At 61.6% G+C, this 14,001-nt stretch carries 12 protein-coding genes; 5 read left to right on the forward strand and 7 right to left on the reverse strand.

Features of this window, described 5'->3' with window-relative positions; translation table 11 throughout:
* Positions 1-87 precede the first annotated feature (87 nt).
* The 7 genes from ACX3YD_RS13500 to ACX3YD_RS13530 all read right to left on the reverse strand — a co-directional run bounded on the left by ACX3YD_RS13500 (position 88) and on the right by ACX3YD_RS13530 (position 7,456).
* Entirely contained in the window at positions 88-750 is a 663-nt protein-coding gene (locus tag ACX3YD_RS13500) for a flavin reductase family protein (RefSeq protein WP_090462345.1), read from the reverse strand.
* 12 nt (positions 751-762) lie between these two features.
* Entirely contained in the window at positions 763-2,250 is a 1,488-nt protein-coding gene (locus ACX3YD_RS13505) for an amidohydrolase family protein (RefSeq protein ID WP_458960243.1), read from the reverse strand.
* Positions 2,247-3,443, reverse strand: a complete 1,197-nt coding sequence (locus tag ACX3YD_RS13510) for an amidohydrolase family protein (protein ID WP_458960244.1) — start codon at positions 3,441-3,443, stop codon at positions 2,247-2,249. The genes ACX3YD_RS13505 and ACX3YD_RS13510 overlap by 4 nt, the downstream gene beginning before the upstream one ends.
* Before the next feature lie 147 nt (positions 3,444-3,590).
* Positions 3,591-4,649: an extracellular solute-binding protein gene (locus ACX3YD_RS13515; protein WP_103405781.1), complete on the reverse strand. Its 1,059-nt coding sequence runs from the start codon at positions 4,647-4,649 to the stop codon at positions 3,591-3,593.
* A gap of 17 nt (positions 4,650-4,666) precedes the next feature.
* Positions 4,667-5,455, reverse strand: coding sequence for an ABC transporter permease (locus ACX3YD_RS13520; protein ID WP_047529819.1), 789 nt, complete (start codon positions 5,453-5,455; stop codon positions 4,667-4,669).
* The gene (locus tag ACX3YD_RS13525; RefSeq protein WP_047529818.1) at positions 5,452-6,369 is read right to left on the reverse strand and encodes an ABC transporter permease; all 918 of its coding nucleotides are present in this window, start codon (positions 6,367-6,369) and stop codon (positions 5,452-5,454) included. Before ACX3YD_RS13525 ends, ACX3YD_RS13520 begins: the two co-directional genes overlap by 4 nt.
* A 1-nt stretch (position 6,370) precedes the next feature.
* The gene (locus ACX3YD_RS13530) at positions 6,371-7,456 is read right to left on the reverse strand and encodes an ABC transporter ATP-binding protein (RefSeq protein ID WP_103405780.1); all 1,086 of its coding nucleotides are present in this window, start codon (positions 7,454-7,456) and stop codon (positions 6,371-6,373) included.
* Between the two features lie 140 nt (positions 7,457-7,596).
* Between ACX3YD_RS13530 and ACX3YD_RS13535 the strand changes: the two genes are divergently transcribed.
* The 5 genes from ACX3YD_RS13535 to ACX3YD_RS13555 all read left to right on the forward strand — a co-directional run bounded on the left by ACX3YD_RS13535 (position 7,597) and on the right by ACX3YD_RS13555 (position 13,976).
* Positions 7,597-8,286 (forward strand): GntR family transcriptional regulator, encoded by a 690-nt coding sequence (locus ACX3YD_RS13535; RefSeq protein ID WP_047529816.1) that lies wholly within the window; start codon positions 7,597-7,599, stop codon positions 8,284-8,286.
* Between the two features lie 139 nt (positions 8,287-8,425).
* On the forward strand, positions 8,426-10,537 hold the full coding sequence (locus ACX3YD_RS13540; RefSeq protein ID WP_458960245.1) for a hybrid sensor histidine kinase/response regulator: 2,112 nt from the start codon (positions 8,426-8,428) through the stop codon (positions 10,535-10,537).
* Between the two features lie 51 nt (positions 10,538-10,588).
* Complete coding sequence (locus ACX3YD_RS13545) at positions 10,589-13,225, forward strand: excinuclease ABC subunit UvrA (protein ID WP_458960246.1); 2,637 nt, start codon at positions 10,589-10,591, stop codon at positions 13,223-13,225.
* 219 nt (positions 13,226-13,444) lie between these two features.
* Positions 13,445-13,678, forward strand: a complete 234-nt coding sequence (locus ACX3YD_RS13550) for a DUF465 domain-containing protein (protein ID WP_103405777.1) — start codon at positions 13,445-13,447, stop codon at positions 13,676-13,678.
* A gap of 109 nt (positions 13,679-13,787) precedes the next feature.
* Positions 13,788-13,976 (forward strand): hypothetical protein, encoded by a 189-nt coding sequence (locus ACX3YD_RS13555; RefSeq protein WP_103405776.1) that lies wholly within the window; start codon positions 13,788-13,790, stop codon positions 13,974-13,976.
* The last annotated feature ends 25 nt before the right edge of the window (positions 13,977-14,001 follow it).

The following is a 14,001-nucleotide window of genomic DNA, read 5'->3' on the forward strand; positions in this document are numbered from 1 at the left end:
AGAACTCCGCAGTCCGTCAGGCGCCCCGCATTTTCGTTGACGTTTTTCGCGAGCACGTTCGCGCCTACAGGGGATATGCGCTACGTACTACTTGGCCACCGGCCAAAACCGCTCCCCACCCCCCGGCGCTTCTGTCCAGGCCTGCAAGGAGCGTGTCGGCAGGTCGAAGTAATCCCGCGTTCGCGCATAGCCATGCCCGCCCATCCGCCCGATCGCATCGAGCCCGAGTTGATCGATGTACAGGGTTTTTGGGTCGATCAGTTCATCGCGTACATGGGCCATCAGCACTTCGCCGAAGATGATTTCCCGCGACTGGCCGATGGACAGCGCCATCATCCGGCGGCATTCCAGCGCCACCGGGGCTTCGCCGATCCGTGGGCATTTGACCGTGGTGCCAGGAATGGCGGTGAGGCCGGCGGCGGTGAGCTCGTCGAAGCCGGGGGCGAAGGGCACGGCGCAGACGTTCATCGCTTCCACCAACGCATCGCTGACGATGTTGACGGTGAATTCCTGGTTGAGCTGAATGTTGCGCGTGGTGTCTTTGGGGCTCTGGTCGCCGTAGTTTTCAACGCCCAGGGCGAGGATTGGCGGATCGGCCGAGAGTGCATTGAAAAAGCTGAACGGGGCGGCGTTGATCCGGCCTTCACCGTCGACCGTGGTGACCAGGGCAATCGGCCGTGGCACCACGCTGCCGATCAGAATCTTGTATTTGTCTCGCGCACTCAGTGTGCTGAAGTCGAAGCTTTGCATGGGCAGGATTCTCTAAAGAAGTGGATCGATGGCGCTCAGTGGCGCCTGTGCGCTGTAGTTGTCGGCGAACGGGATGGCCGGTTGGAACAAGGTCTTCCAGTCCGGTTGGCCAAAGGCCCGCTCGCTGTGGCTGCGCATCAGTTTTTCGAATTGCTGTTGGGCCTGGCGTTGCAGGGTGGGGTAGTCGACACCGTGAACCTGGCCGTCCTGCATCACGCAGCGGCCATCGATGTAACTGGCGATGCAGTCGTCGCCGCGCCCGGCCAGCACCAGGTTTTTCAACGGGTCGAACAGCGGCCCCAGGTGCAGGCCGCGCAGGCTGAACACGGTGATGTCGGCCTTGGCCCCCGGCGCCAGGCGACCGAGATCGTCACGGCCCAGCGCCTTGGCGCCGCCGAGGGTGGCGGCGTTGTACAGGTCCAGTGTGCTGGTCTGCGAGTTGCCGCCCTCCATCAGGCGCGCGATGTTCAGGCCCTGGCGCATGTTGTCGAGCAAATCCGCTGGCCAGGTGTCGGTGCCCAGGGCGAAGTTGATGCCTTTGGCGCGATAGCGGCCGAAGGAGTTGAGCGCCTCGCCATCCCGGGCGAAAACCACCGGGCAGTGCACCAGGCTCGCGCCGCCATCCACCAGCCGCTGCAGGTCGTCATCGCCCTGGGTGTAGATGCCGTGGGGCAGCAGGCTGCGCGGATTCAACAGCCCAAGCTGCTGCAACCAGCCCAGCGGTGAAGCGCCGCGCAGTTGTTCAACCATTGCCACCTCGCCGGGCCCCTGGCAGCAATGCAAACGCATCGGGGCGTGCAGCTCGCGGCTCAGTGCAGCGGTGCGTTGCAGCAGCGCCGGCGTGCAGGTCTGGATGCGGTCCGGCAGCAGCGCACCACGAATCAGGCCGCCGTTCGCGCCGTCGAAATCACGGTAAAACCGCTCCGCCGCATCGAGTCCGGCCAGGCCCCGGGCTTCATCCCAGTGATGCGCCAACGTACCGTCGGCCTGCCAGTAACTCATGCCGCTCATGTAACAAGGGCCGAGATAGGTGCGCAGTCCCAATTCGCTTGCCACACCGGCCACCGCCGCAAACTCGTCGTAGGTTTCCGCCCATTGGCGGTAGTACATCGAGGTGATCGGCATGGCGGTGGTGATGCCGTTGCGGATCAGTTGGGTGAAGGCGTAGCGATACTTGAAGACTTCCTCTTGCAGGCTGTAACTCTCCCGTGACCCGCGGGCCAGATAGTCCGCCGACCACATCCGGCCCATGTCGCGCTCGTCGCCGTTGTCCAGGGTCAGGACCGTAGAGTCAAGATCGCCCAAGGCATCCAGATCGATGAAACCGGGGCCGATCAGCGCATTGCCGTAGTCGATCCATTGCTCCACTGGCCCTGGATAACCGCGCCCGACAAACACAATGCGCGAGCCTTCGAACACCACTTCGCCATCGCGCCACAGCACGTGTTGCGTGCCGTCGAAGCCGACCACGCAACTGGCTCGAAGCCCGATGCGATTCACAAACGACTGTCCAGCAAGCGACCGCCCGCAGCGATCAGCCGCCCACCGCGATAAACCTGGCGAACCGGCCGCGAAACCACGGCTTCACCCAGGGTCTGCACCGGCATCAACAGAAAGTTCGCCGGCCCGCCCAGCGCCAGCCCATAGTCCGTAGTGCCCAGTGCCCGAGCGCCATTTACCGTCGCCGCTTCGAACGCTGCCGCCAGTTCATCGTCCTTGTTCAAGTCGAAACGAAACGCCAGCAACATCGCCCGCTCCAGCATGTCGCCGTTGCCCATGGGCGACCAGGCATCGCGGATGCCGTCGGAACCCAGGCAGACATTCACCCCGGTTTCGCGCAGGGCCAGGAATGGCGGCACCGCGCAATCGGCCGGTGCCGAGCTCATCAACGAAATACCCAGCGCCGCCAGGCGTTCGGCCACGGGTTTGACCTGGCTCCACGGCAGCATGCCGAGGCAGTAGGCATGACTGATCATCACCCGGCCCTGACGCCCGAAGTGTTCGGTGTAATCAGCGATCAGCGCGATTTGCCACAGACCCAGTTCACCTTTGTCGTGCAGGTGAATGTCCACCCCACGGTCGAACTCGCTGGCCAGTTTGAACACGAAATCGAGTTGGGCGATGGGGTCGTTGTCGATGCCGCAGGGGTCGAGGCCACCGACGTTCTCCACGCCCAGGGCCACGGCTTCGCGCATCAGTTCGGCGGTGCCGGGACGGCTGATCAGGCCGGTTTGCGGGAACACCACCAGTTGCAGGTCGATCAGGTCGCGGTACTTGTCCTGCAGTTGTTGCATGGCTTCGACGTGGCGCAGGCCGAATTCCGGGTCGATGTCGACGTGGCAGCGCATGGTCAGGGAGCCACGGGCGATGCAGTTTTCCAGCAGGGCACCGGCTCGCTGCGCGATGGGGGTTTCGACTTCACGCAGGATCCGTCGTTCGTTGGCGATGTAATCCTTGAGGGTCGGGCCAGCGCTGTTGGGGCGCCACGGCTGGCCCCAGAGGGTTTTGTCCAGGTGCACATGGCTTTCCACCAGGGCCGGGGTCAGCAGTTGGTTTTGGCCATCGATGTCGGTGGCGAGTAATTCAGTGGTCGAGGCCGGGCGACGTTGGGTGAACCGGCCGTTTTCGATCAGCAGGTCTTCGGCGGGGGAGCCGTCGGGGCGCACATTGCGCAGCCAGCGGGGTTGAGTCATTTAAACCTCGAATTCTGTGGTGTTTGGGAGGGCCCCATCGCTGGCAAGCCAGCTCCCACAGGGTTTGGGGGTGTTCACAAATGTTGTGATCAACACAAATTACTGTGGGAGCTGGCTTGCCAGCGATGGCCGCGTCAGGGTTTCAAGTCAGCCCTTGAGCTTCGCCCAGATGCGGTCCTGCAGTTCCCGCGCCTTGTTGCTGCACTCTTTTTCAGGGCGCAGTCGCGAGGCGAATTCGTCGGGCATGTTGATGGCGTCCATCACCCGCCATTTGGCGTCGATCAACGTGTCGCTCTGGATGCCATTGGCGTAGGCGATGGCGTTGGACACGGCGGCGGCGTTTTCCGGTTTCATCATCCAGTCGATGAAGATTTTCGCGTTGCCAGGGTGCGGGGCGCTTTTGGGCACGGCGAAGTTGTCCTGGAACATCGCCAGGCCTTCGCGCGGGTAGACGTACTTGATGGTGCTCTTCTGCAGCGTGGCTCGCGCGGTGGAACCGTTCCAGTTCTGCATCATGATCACTTCACCGGAGGCCATGCGGTCGACGGTGTTGTCGGAGCTGTACATTTTCAGGAACGGTTTCTGTTTTTGCAGCAGCTCGAGGATGCGCTTGGCGTCCTGCGGGTTTTCGCTGCATTCGTCGACGTTCAGGTAATGGCTGGCGGCATTGATCACGCTGCTGGAGGTGTCGAGCGCGGCGAGTTGGCCTTGCAGTTCCTTGCGCGGTTCGAAGAACTCTTTCCACGAATCGTCGAGTTTGCCGCCCGGCACCCGCGCACTGTCATAGGAAAACCCGGTGCTGCCCCACAGGTACGGTGCCGAGAATTTGCGGCCGGGGTCGAAACCCGGGTCGCGGAATGCCGGTTTCACGTATTGGAAATTGGGCAGGGTCGAGGCGTCGATTTCCAGCAGCAGGTTCTGGTTGATCAGGGTGCGCATGATCGACTGCGACGGCACGATCACGTCATACGCCGCGCCCCCGGCCTGCAATTTGGCCAGCAGGGTTTCGTTGCTGTCGTAGCCGTCCATGGTGACCTTGATTCCGGTCTCTTTTTCGAACTTGGCCAGCAGGTCGACCGGGTAGTAGTCAGTCCAGTTATAGAAGAACAGCTCCTTGGGTTCGGCGGCGTGCGCGCCGAACGCGGTGAAGCAACTCAAGGCCAGACTGGCAACGGCGAAACGCATGCTTTTCACTTTCTTGTTCATAAACACAGGCTCCAGGCTCATTGTTGTTTACCGCGCTGTCCCAGCCAGAAGGCCAGCACGACCAGCACGATGGAAATCACCAGCATCAGGGTCGAAATCGCGTTGATCTCCGGCGTCACGCCGGCCTTGATCGCGGAGAAGATGTACACCGGCAAGGTGGTCGAACCCGGCCCGGCGACGAAGAAGGTCATGATGAAATCGTCGAGACTGACCACGAACGCCAGCACCGAACCGGACAACACCGCTGGCCACAGCAGCGGCAAGGTCACCCGGCGAAACACCTGCCACGGGTTGGCGTACAGATCGTTCGCCGCTTCCAGCAGGCTCTTGTCCAGGTCATTGAGCCGCGCGCGGATCGGCAGGTACGCGAAGGGAATGCAGAAGCCGACGTGCGCGATGATCACTGTCAGCAAACCGAGCTTGATCCCCAGTGCCATGAACAGCAGCAAGGTGGCGACCGCCGTGACGATCTCCGGCAGGATCAGCGGCAGGTTGATCCCGCCCTCGACCATTTTCTGTCCGTAGAACGGCCGGTAGGTGGCCAGCGCCGCGAGCAAGGCAATGGCCGTGGCGCAGACCGTGGCGATGCTGGCGACAATGATCGAGTTCAGCGCCGCCGTCTGGATCGACGGGTTGGCCAGGATCCGCCCGTACCAGGCGAAGGAGAACTCGGTCCACACCGTGGCCGAGCGGTTGGCGTTGAAGCTATAGGCAATCAACACCAGGATCGGCAGGTACAGATAAGCCAGCATCAACAGACTGACTTCACGGGTCAGGGGCAGTTTTTTCAGGTGCAAGGCGATCATGCTTGGGCTCCCCGACGCAGGGTCTTGGCGGCGTTGCGGCTATAGAGGGCGTACAGCACCAGGGACAGCAACATGATCCCCAGCAGCAGGAACGACAACGAACTGCCCAGCGGCCAATTGCGCGCGGTGCCGAACTGTTGCTGGATCAGGTTGCCGATCATCAGCGTCTTGCCGCCGCCGAGAATCGCCGGGGTAATGAACGCGCCGAGGCTCGGCACGAACACCAGCAGGGAACCGGCAATCACCCCCGGCATCGACAGCGGCAAAATGATCCGCTTCAGCGCGTGCCAGCGATTGGCACCGAGGTCATAGGCGGCTTCCACCAGACGCCAGTCGAGTTTCTCCAGGGTCGAGTAGATCGGCAGGATCATGAACGGCAGGAAGCTGTAGACCAGGCCGACGCTGACCGCGAAGTCGTTGTAGAGCAGGGTGATGCCACCGGCCTGGGGGAACAGCGCATTGAGGGTTTGGGCGACCCAGCCCTGTTCGCGCAGGATGATCAGCCAGGCGTAGTTGCGGATCAGCAGGTTGGTCCAGAACGGGATGGTGATCAGCAAGACCATCAGGTTGCGCCGGCGCGGTGTCAGGCTCGACATCCACAACGCCACCGGAAAGCCGAACAGAAAGCACAACACGGTCGTGCCTCCGGCCTGGAACACCGAGCGCAACAGCGCCTGGGCGTAGACCCAGTTCAGTTCCAGTTCGCCGTCGAAACCTTCCTGGAAAAACAGCTGCACGTAGCTTTGCAATTGCCAGTTGGCCTGCCAGTCGACGCCGCCATATACGTTGCGCGGCAACAGGCTGATGTAGCCCATGATGCCTAGCGGGATGGCGATCAGGGCCAGCAAGGTCAGTACCACCGGGCTGAGCAACAGCGCGCGGTTGAGGGCGGGAGAAGTGCTGCTGACGCTCATCTCAGGCCTCCATCAGCAGGCAGGCGTGGGGCGGCAGGTTGACCGCGACGCGATCGCCGACACCGCGGCTGCGATTCAGGCCTTCGTTGTTTTCGCGCAGCATGACCTTGATGTCGTTGTTCAAGCGGCACTGGTAGAGGGTCGCGGTGCCGACATACAACACGGCCTCGATCACCCCGCGCAGGTGATGCGGTTGCGTCGGCTCGACCAGTTGCGAGCGCTCCGGACGGAACGCCAGTTGCACGCTGGCGCCATCGAAGCCCTGGGCCGGGCAGGGGATTTCAACCGGCATGCCGTTGGGCACGAACAGCTTTTCGTTCTGCTGGCCGCGCTTGAGATGGCCGGGCAGGAAGTTGATGTCACCGATGAACTGCGCGACAAACTGATGCTGCGGCCGTTCGTAGATGTCATTCGGCGTACCGATCTGCAGGATCTTGCCGGCGGACATCACCGCAATACGATCGGACAGGGTCAGGGCTTCTTCCTGGTCATGGGTGACAAAAATGAAGGTGATCCCGGCTTCCTTCTGCACGCGCTTGAGCTCGACCTGCATTTCCTTGCGCAGCTTGAGGTCCAGGGCCGACAGCGGTTCGTCGAGCAACAGCACTTTCGGTTTCGGTGCCAGGGCCCGGGCCAGAGCCACGCGCTGTTGCTGGCCACCGGACAATTCCGCCGGTTTGCGCTTGGCCAGGTGCTGCATTTGCACCAGCGCGAGCATTTCGTCGACCCGCTGCGCAATCTGCTTGTGATCAAGACCCTGCATCTCAAGGCCGAAGGCGATATTCTGCGCGACACTCATGTGCGGAAACAGCGCGTAGCTCTGGAATACCGTGTTGACCCGACGCTTGAACGGCGGCAAATCATTGACCGGTTCGCCCGCGAGGCGAATCTCGCCGGCGCTGACGTGTTCGAAGCCGGCGATGGTGCGCAGCAGGGTGGTTTTGCCACAGCCGGAGGGACCGAGCAGGGTAAAGAACTCGTTGTCGGCAATGTCGACTGAAACGTTGTCGAGGGCTGGAGCCAGCCCCGGATCATCGGAATACCGTTTAAAGACGTTACGCACTTCGATTGCAACTGGATGACCCATAATGGTGCATTCCTCTAATTATTGTATGCAAAATCTGGATGCAATTTAGAAATACCCGGATTAACCTGCTCGTGCAACCCCCTTTTTCAAGGCAGTTCATTCGCCTGGGGCTGATTGCATGGCGCTGAAGGAGTGATCGAATGGCGGAAAAGAAACTGGAAACCACGGTCGACCGTGTCTACCAAGGGGTTTACGAGGCGATCAGCAAGCGCACCTTGCGTCCCGGGATGAAGCTGGGCGAGTCATCCCTGGCCGAACTGTTCAATGTCAGCCGCACATCGGTTCGTGCCGCCCTCAAGCAGTTGGAAGCCGATGGCCTGGTCACCACCGAGCCCAATAAAGGTGCATCGGTCTCGTTACCGAGTGACGAAGAGATCCGTTCGCTGTTCGAGACGCGACGTTTGATTGAAATCGGCATCGTCAGCGAACTGTGCCGTCGTCGCGATACCGCCGTGACCCAGGATTTGCGCGATCATCTGCTGCTGGAGGACGAAGCCCATCAAAGCGGCGACCACGAGCGCCTGATCCATTTGCTCGGCGAGTTCCACATCAAACTGGCCCGCAGCCTGAACAACCCGGTGTTGCTGGACTGGTTCCAGAAACTGATCTCCCGCGCCTCGCTGTACGCCGCCGCACTGGACGACGACAGCCACGAAGCCTGTCGCGATGACGAACACCTGCGGTTGATCGAGTACATCGAAGCCGGCAACCAGAGCGCGGCGATCGAACTGACCTGCATGCATTTGAATGGCATCGAGAAGGCGATTCTGGATGTGGCCGCCACCTTGAAAACCGGTTATCACCCGCTCAAGCATTTGATCGAGGTGTGATCATCGATTGGCTCTTTGTGGGAGCACGCTGTGGCACCCTAAATGCTTCGACGATATGAATCAGCTATACCTCTATGAAACCATTGCCATCCGCGATGCTCGAAACAAACGGGTATGATTTTCTGGATAAGGCCAACTGATGCAGTTTCTAGAGGATAGCCACGGGTGTGCCGGCTGGAACGGTGAAATGGCCGGGCGTATCCGTGCGTTCGACTGGAGCCGGACCGAGCTGGGCAACCTCGATACCTGGCCCAAGAGCCTGAGCAGTTCGGTGCAGTTGATGCTTGCCTCGCCACTGCCGATGGTGATGCTCTGGGGGCAGCCCGGCTACATGATCTATAACGACGCCTATTCGGAGTTTGCCGGCGGGCGTCATCCTTATCTGTTGGGTTCTCCGGTCGAGCTGGGCTGGCCGGAAGTCGCCGAATTCAATCGCTACGTGGTCGATACCTGCCTGGGCGGCGGCACCTTGTCCTTCCGCAACAAAGAGTTGGTGCTGTTGCGCAGCGGAATCCCCGAAGAGGTGTGGTTGGACCTGTATTACAGCCCGGTTGCCGATGATAACGGCAAGCCCGCCGGGGTCATGGCGATGGTTGTCGATACGACTGAACGGGTGATTTCCGAGCGCCGTCGCCAGGCCGCCGAAGATGCCTATCGCGCCGACAACGAGCGCGTACGCCTGGCGTTGAATGCCGGCGCCTTGCTGGGGTCGTTTGTCTGGGACGTGAAGAGCAATGTGCTGAGCGGCGATGAGCGTTTCGCCCGCACCTTTTCCTATCCCGCCGAACAGCCGCTGGACAACCTGCCACAAGACATCGCTGAAGCGCATATCCACCGTGACGACCTCAGTTGGCTGCAGGAACAGGTCCGGCAATCGATGGCGACGGGCGAACCCTTCAATGCCGAATATCGGGTCATCCGCCCTGATGGCAGTTATCTGTGGGTACTCGCCAGTGGCTGTTGCGAGTTCAATGAACAGGGCGAGCCGTTTCGTTTCCCCGGGGTGTTGATCGACATTCATGAACGCAAGATCGCCGAAGAGTCCTTGCTCAGGTTCACCCGCAACCTGGAGCAACGCGTGGCCGATGAAGTCGAGGCGCGACTGGCGGCGGAAGAACAACTGCGCCAATCCCAGAAGCTCGAAGCCATCGGTGGCCTGACGGGCGGCGTGGCCCACGACTTCAACAATCTGTTGCAGGTGATCGCCGGCAACCTGCACCTGCTGGCCCGGCATGAGCCAAATAACGCCAATGTCCAGCGCCGGGTGGCGGCGTCGATTGCCGCCGTCGAACGCGGGGCAAAACTGTCTACGCAATTGCTCGCGTTTGCTCGTCGCCAGCCCTTGTCCCCGGCCATTTATACGCCTGAGCAGATTTTCGATGGCCTGGGTGAGTTGTTGCAGCGTGCGCTGGGTGAAACCTTCCAGGTGCAAATGCGTGCGCCCGCCAACCTCTGGCAGGTGTTCGTCGATCGCAATCAACTGGAAAATGCCATTCTCAACCTGGCCATCAATGCCCGTGACGCCATGAAGGGGGAGGGCACCATCGACCTGAGCGCGGAAAACATCCGCCTTGATCGCGCATTTTGCAAAGGCAAGGGCATCGGCGCCGGCGACTATGTGCGGGTATCGGTGGCCGACACGGGGGCAGGCATGCCGCCGCAGGTGCTCGCCCAGGCGTTTGAACCGTTTTTCACCACCAAGCCCGACGGCCAGGGCACGGGGCTTGGCTTGAGCATGGTGTTCGGCTTCGTCAAACAGAGCGGCGGGCACATCGAGATGTTCAGCGTCGTCGGCGAAGGTACCCGGGTGCAGCTTTACTTCCCGCGCAGCCTGCGCACGGCGGGCAATGAAATATCCACTCTTGAAGTGCAGCAACGAGGCGGACACGAGCGGATTCTGGTGGTCGAGGACAATGAAGCGGTGCGCGTTTCAACGGTGGAGTTGTTGCGCGAGGAGGGCTATCAGGTGCTGACGGCCACCAATGCCGATGTCGCCATGCAGATGTTGCTGGAAGGCGTGGCGGTAGACCTGATTTTCACCGATGTGGTCATGCCGGGCCTGATCAAGAGCTCGGATCTCGCGGCGTGGGCCAAGGTACAGAATCCGCCCGTGACGGTGCTGTTCACCTCGGGGCACACCCGTGACATTATCTCGCGCAATCACCAACTCAGCCCGGATACCTTTTTGCTGAGCAAACCCTACGGCCCCGATGCGCTGACCCGGATGATTCGTACGGTGCTCAACGGTTGAGCAAAAAGACCGGCATGGGTGGGTTTTGCGCTATCCAATCAAGGCGACTCGATGACCTCAAACCGCACCTCCAATCCAACCTCCGGCATGGTCAAGGTACGCGGTGCCCGGGAACACAACCTCAAGAACGTCGATGTCGATATTCCCCGCGATGCCTTGGTGGTGTTCACCGGGGTGTCCGGTTCGGGAAAATCGTCGCTGGCGTTTTCGACCCTCTACGCTGAAGCGCAACGCCGCTATTTCGAATCCGTCGCTCCTTATGCGCGCCGCTTGATCGATCAGGTCGGCGTCCCGGATGTGGACTCCATCGAAGGCTTGCCACCGGCCGTGGCCTTGCAGCAGCAGCGGGGCACGCCGAGCACGCGTTCTTCGGTGGGCAGCGTGACGACGTTGTCGAGCCTGATCCGTATGCTCTACTCCCGCGCCGGCAGTTACCCGCCAGGCCAGCCGATGCTGTACGCCGAAGATTTTTCGCCCAATACGCCCCAGGGTGCCTGCCCGGAATGTCACGGCCTGGGCAGGGTGTATGAAGTCACCGAGGCGCTGATGGTCCCGGACCCGAGCCTGACCATCCGCCAGCGGGCCGTCGCCTCATGGCCCCTGGCATGGCAAGGACAGAACCTGCGCGACATTCTGGTGACCATGGGCTACGACGTCGATATTCCCTGGCGTGACCTGCCGAAAAAGCAGCGCGACTGGATTCTGTTCACCGAGGAAACGCCGACGGTGCCGGTGTACGCCGGCCTCACCCCGGAAGAAACCCGGGTCGCCCTCAAGCGCAAAATGGAACCGAGTTACCAGGGCACCTTCACTGGCGCGCGCCGCTACATCCTGCACACCTTCACCCACTCGCAGAGTGCGCTGATGAAAAAGCGTGTGTCGCAGTTCATGCTCGGCAGCCCGTGTCCGCTGTGTGAGGGCAAGCGGCTCAAACGCGAGGCGCTGTCGGTGACCTTTGCCGGCTACGACATCGGCGCGCTGTCACAGATGCCGTTGTTGCAAGTCGCTGAGGTGCTGAAGCCGGTGGCGGCCCAGCATTACCTGGAGGAGGGTGATGAAGCGGGCGAAGTACTGAGCCACAGCCAGACCCGCGAGGCCCGTGAACAGCGCGTGGCCCATGGCGCCAGCGGCCACGCCAACGCCCCCGATGTACGCCATACGCCGAACCTGTCGGTGGAGAAACGCCTCGCCGCGCAACGGATCGCCCAGGATTTGCTGGAACGGGTCAGCACCCTGACCGACCTTGGCCTCGGATACCTGGCGCTGGAGCGCAGCACGCCGACGCTGTCATCGGGTGAGTTGCAGCGTCTGCGCCTGGCGACGCAGTTGGGCTCGCAGTTGTTCGGCGTGATCTACGTGCTGGATGAACCCTCGGCCGGCCTGCATCCGGCGGATGGCGAGGCGTTGTTCGACGCCCTGCAACGCTTGAAGGCCGCCGGCAATACCTTGTTCGTGGTCGAGCACGATCTGCAAACCATGCAGCGTGCCGACTGGTTGATCGACGTCGGCCCGGCGGCGGGAGAGCATGGCGGACGGGTGCTGTACAGCGGTCCACCGGCCGGGTTGGCTGAAGTGGCCGAATCGCAAACCCGCGCCTACCTGTTCGCCGAGCAGGCCAGTCACGCCCGTACCAGCCGCAAGGCCGGGGATTGGCTACGCCTGGAAGGCATTACCCGCAACAATCTGGATAACCTCGATGTCGAGTTTCCGTTGGGTTGTTTCACGGCGGTGACCGGTGTCTCGGGTTCGGGCAAGTCGAGTCTGGTCAGTCAGGCGTTGCTGGAACTGGTCGGCGCGCACCTCGGGCGCCCGGCCGCCGACAGCGAACCGCAAGAGTTGAATCTGGAGGACGACACGCCGCAGGTCAGCAGTGGCCAGGTCACGGCGGGACTGGCGTCGATCAAGCGTCTGGTGCAAGTCGATCAGAAGCCCATCGGTCGCACACCGCGCTCCAACCTGGCGACCTATACCGGGCTGTTCGATAACGTGCGCAAACTCTACGCTGCCACGCCCGAGGCACAAGCGGCGGGTTATGACGCCGGGCAGTTTTCCTTCAACGTTGCCAAGGGCCGTTGCCCGACCTGCGAAGGCGAGGGGTTTGTCAGCGTCGAGTTGCTGTTCATGCCCAGCGTCTATGCACCGTGCCCGACCTGTCACGGTGACCGCTACAACCCCGAGACGCTGGCGATTAGCTGGCAGGGCCGCAACATTGCGCAGGTCCTGCAATTGACGGTGGATGAGGCGGTCGAAGTGTTCACCGAACAAGCGGCTATCCGCCGCTCGCTGGAGGTGCTGCGCGACATTGGCCTGGGCTATTTGCGCCTCGGTCAACCGGCGACGGAGCTGTCCGGTGGCGAAGCCCAGCGCATCAAACTGGCCACCGAACTGCAACGCAACCAGCGCGGGGCCACGCTCTATGTGCTCGACGAGCCCACCACCGGACTGCACCCACGGGATGTCGATCGCTTGCTGGAGCAATTGAACAACCTGGTGACGGCGGGGCACACGGTGATCGTCGTCGAGCACGAAATGCGCGTGGTGGCGCAGAGCGACTGGGTGATCGATATCGGCCCAGGGGCGGGGGATCAGGGCGGCAAGGTGGTCGTGGCGGGGACGCCGCAGAAAGTCGCCAAGAGCAAGAAGAGCCGGACCGCGCCGTTTTTGGCTCGGGTGCTTGGCGCGGTGTGAACGGGCGGTGTACTTGCGGGCCCGTTCGCGAGCAAGCTCAAGGCTTCTAGCTGTGGAGGCCGTCCGGCGGGCAAAGGTTTTATCGCATTGGCCAAAGGACGACGAACGGACACCGCTGGTCTGACAGGTGGTCGACAGAACCGGTCAACCAAGGCCATTCTGATAGTTGGCGAGCGCAATCAGAGGCGTTTGCTGCCGATTAACAAACGGAGGTGTTCCATGCCGGTGTCACACGACCTTTATCAGGATCTGAAACGCTCAAAGGAAGAAATCCAGCACAAACGCACCAAGGATCCGTTATTGGATTCGCTGCTTAACAAGTATTCGCAGGCCGATGCCGAAGTGGTCAAGGCAGAGCAGGCCAAGTCCAGTGATGACGCAGTGAAGAAGCTCAAGGAGACGCGCCTGATGGTCAAGGACAAGATCGTCAAACAACTCGAGTCGCCGTCCTGAAAGTTCCCGTGAGCCGCCGACAACCGGTGGCTGAACAATTGGAACGGCGCTAACGACCGGCACCTCGAATGATCAGAGACCGTCATTACGGCGACAGACGAGGTGCCCCATGACTCATCCAAAATTCCCCAGCGAAGAACAGGGTGGCTTCGATCCCATCCCCACCCATCCCGAGCCTTTGAGTCCGGGGCGCAATGCCGTCGATCCTGAAGAAGAGCCCGGCCTCGACGAAGTGCCGGATGATGAAGCAGGCAAACCGCCGACCAGGCGCGATCGTATTGATCTGGATTCCGATTGACTCCTATCCCTGTGGGAGCGGGCTT

This window comes from Pseudomonas fluorescens group sp. PF-1, assembly GCF_054481335.1.

Coding starts and splice junctions, on each gene's coding strand:
- ACX3YD_RS13510 (WP_458960244.1), bottom strand. CDS start 3,443: ATGACTCAACCCCGCTGGCTGCGCAATGTGCGCCCCGACGGCTCCCCC.
- ACX3YD_RS13520 (WP_047529819.1), bottom strand. CDS start 5,455: ATGATCGCCTTGCACCTGAAAAAACTGCCCCTGACCCGTGAAGTCAGT.
- ACX3YD_RS13525 (WP_047529818.1), bottom strand. CDS start 6,369: ATGAGCGTCAGCAGCACTTCTCCCGCCCTCAACCGCGCGCTGTTGCTC.
- ACX3YD_RS13500 (WP_090462345.1), bottom strand. CDS start 750: ATGCAAAGCTTCGACTTCAGCACACTGAGTGCGCGAGACAAATACAAG.
- ACX3YD_RS13555 (WP_103405776.1), top strand. CDS start 13,788: ATGACTCATCCAAAATTCCCCAGCGAAGAACAGGGTGGCTTCGATCCC.
- ACX3YD_RS13515 (WP_103405781.1), bottom strand. CDS start 4,649: ATGAACAAGAAAGTGAAAAGCATGCGTTTCGCCGTTGCCAGTCTGGCC.
- ACX3YD_RS13550 (WP_103405777.1), top strand. CDS start 13,445: ATGCCGGTGTCACACGACCTTTATCAGGATCTGAAACGCTCAAAGGAA.
- ACX3YD_RS13535 (WP_047529816.1), top strand. CDS start 7,597: ATGGCGGAAAAGAAACTGGAAACCACGGTCGACCGTGTCTACCAAGGG.
- ACX3YD_RS13530 (WP_103405780.1), bottom strand. CDS start 7,456: ATGGGTCATCCAGTTGCAATCGAAGTGCGTAACGTCTTTAAACGGTAT.
- ACX3YD_RS13540 (WP_458960245.1), top strand. CDS start 8,426: ATGCAGTTTCTAGAGGATAGCCACGGGTGTGCCGGCTGGAACGGTGAA.
- ACX3YD_RS13545 (WP_458960246.1), top strand. CDS start 10,589: ATGACCTCAAACCGCACCTCCAATCCAACCTCCGGCATGGTCAAGGTA.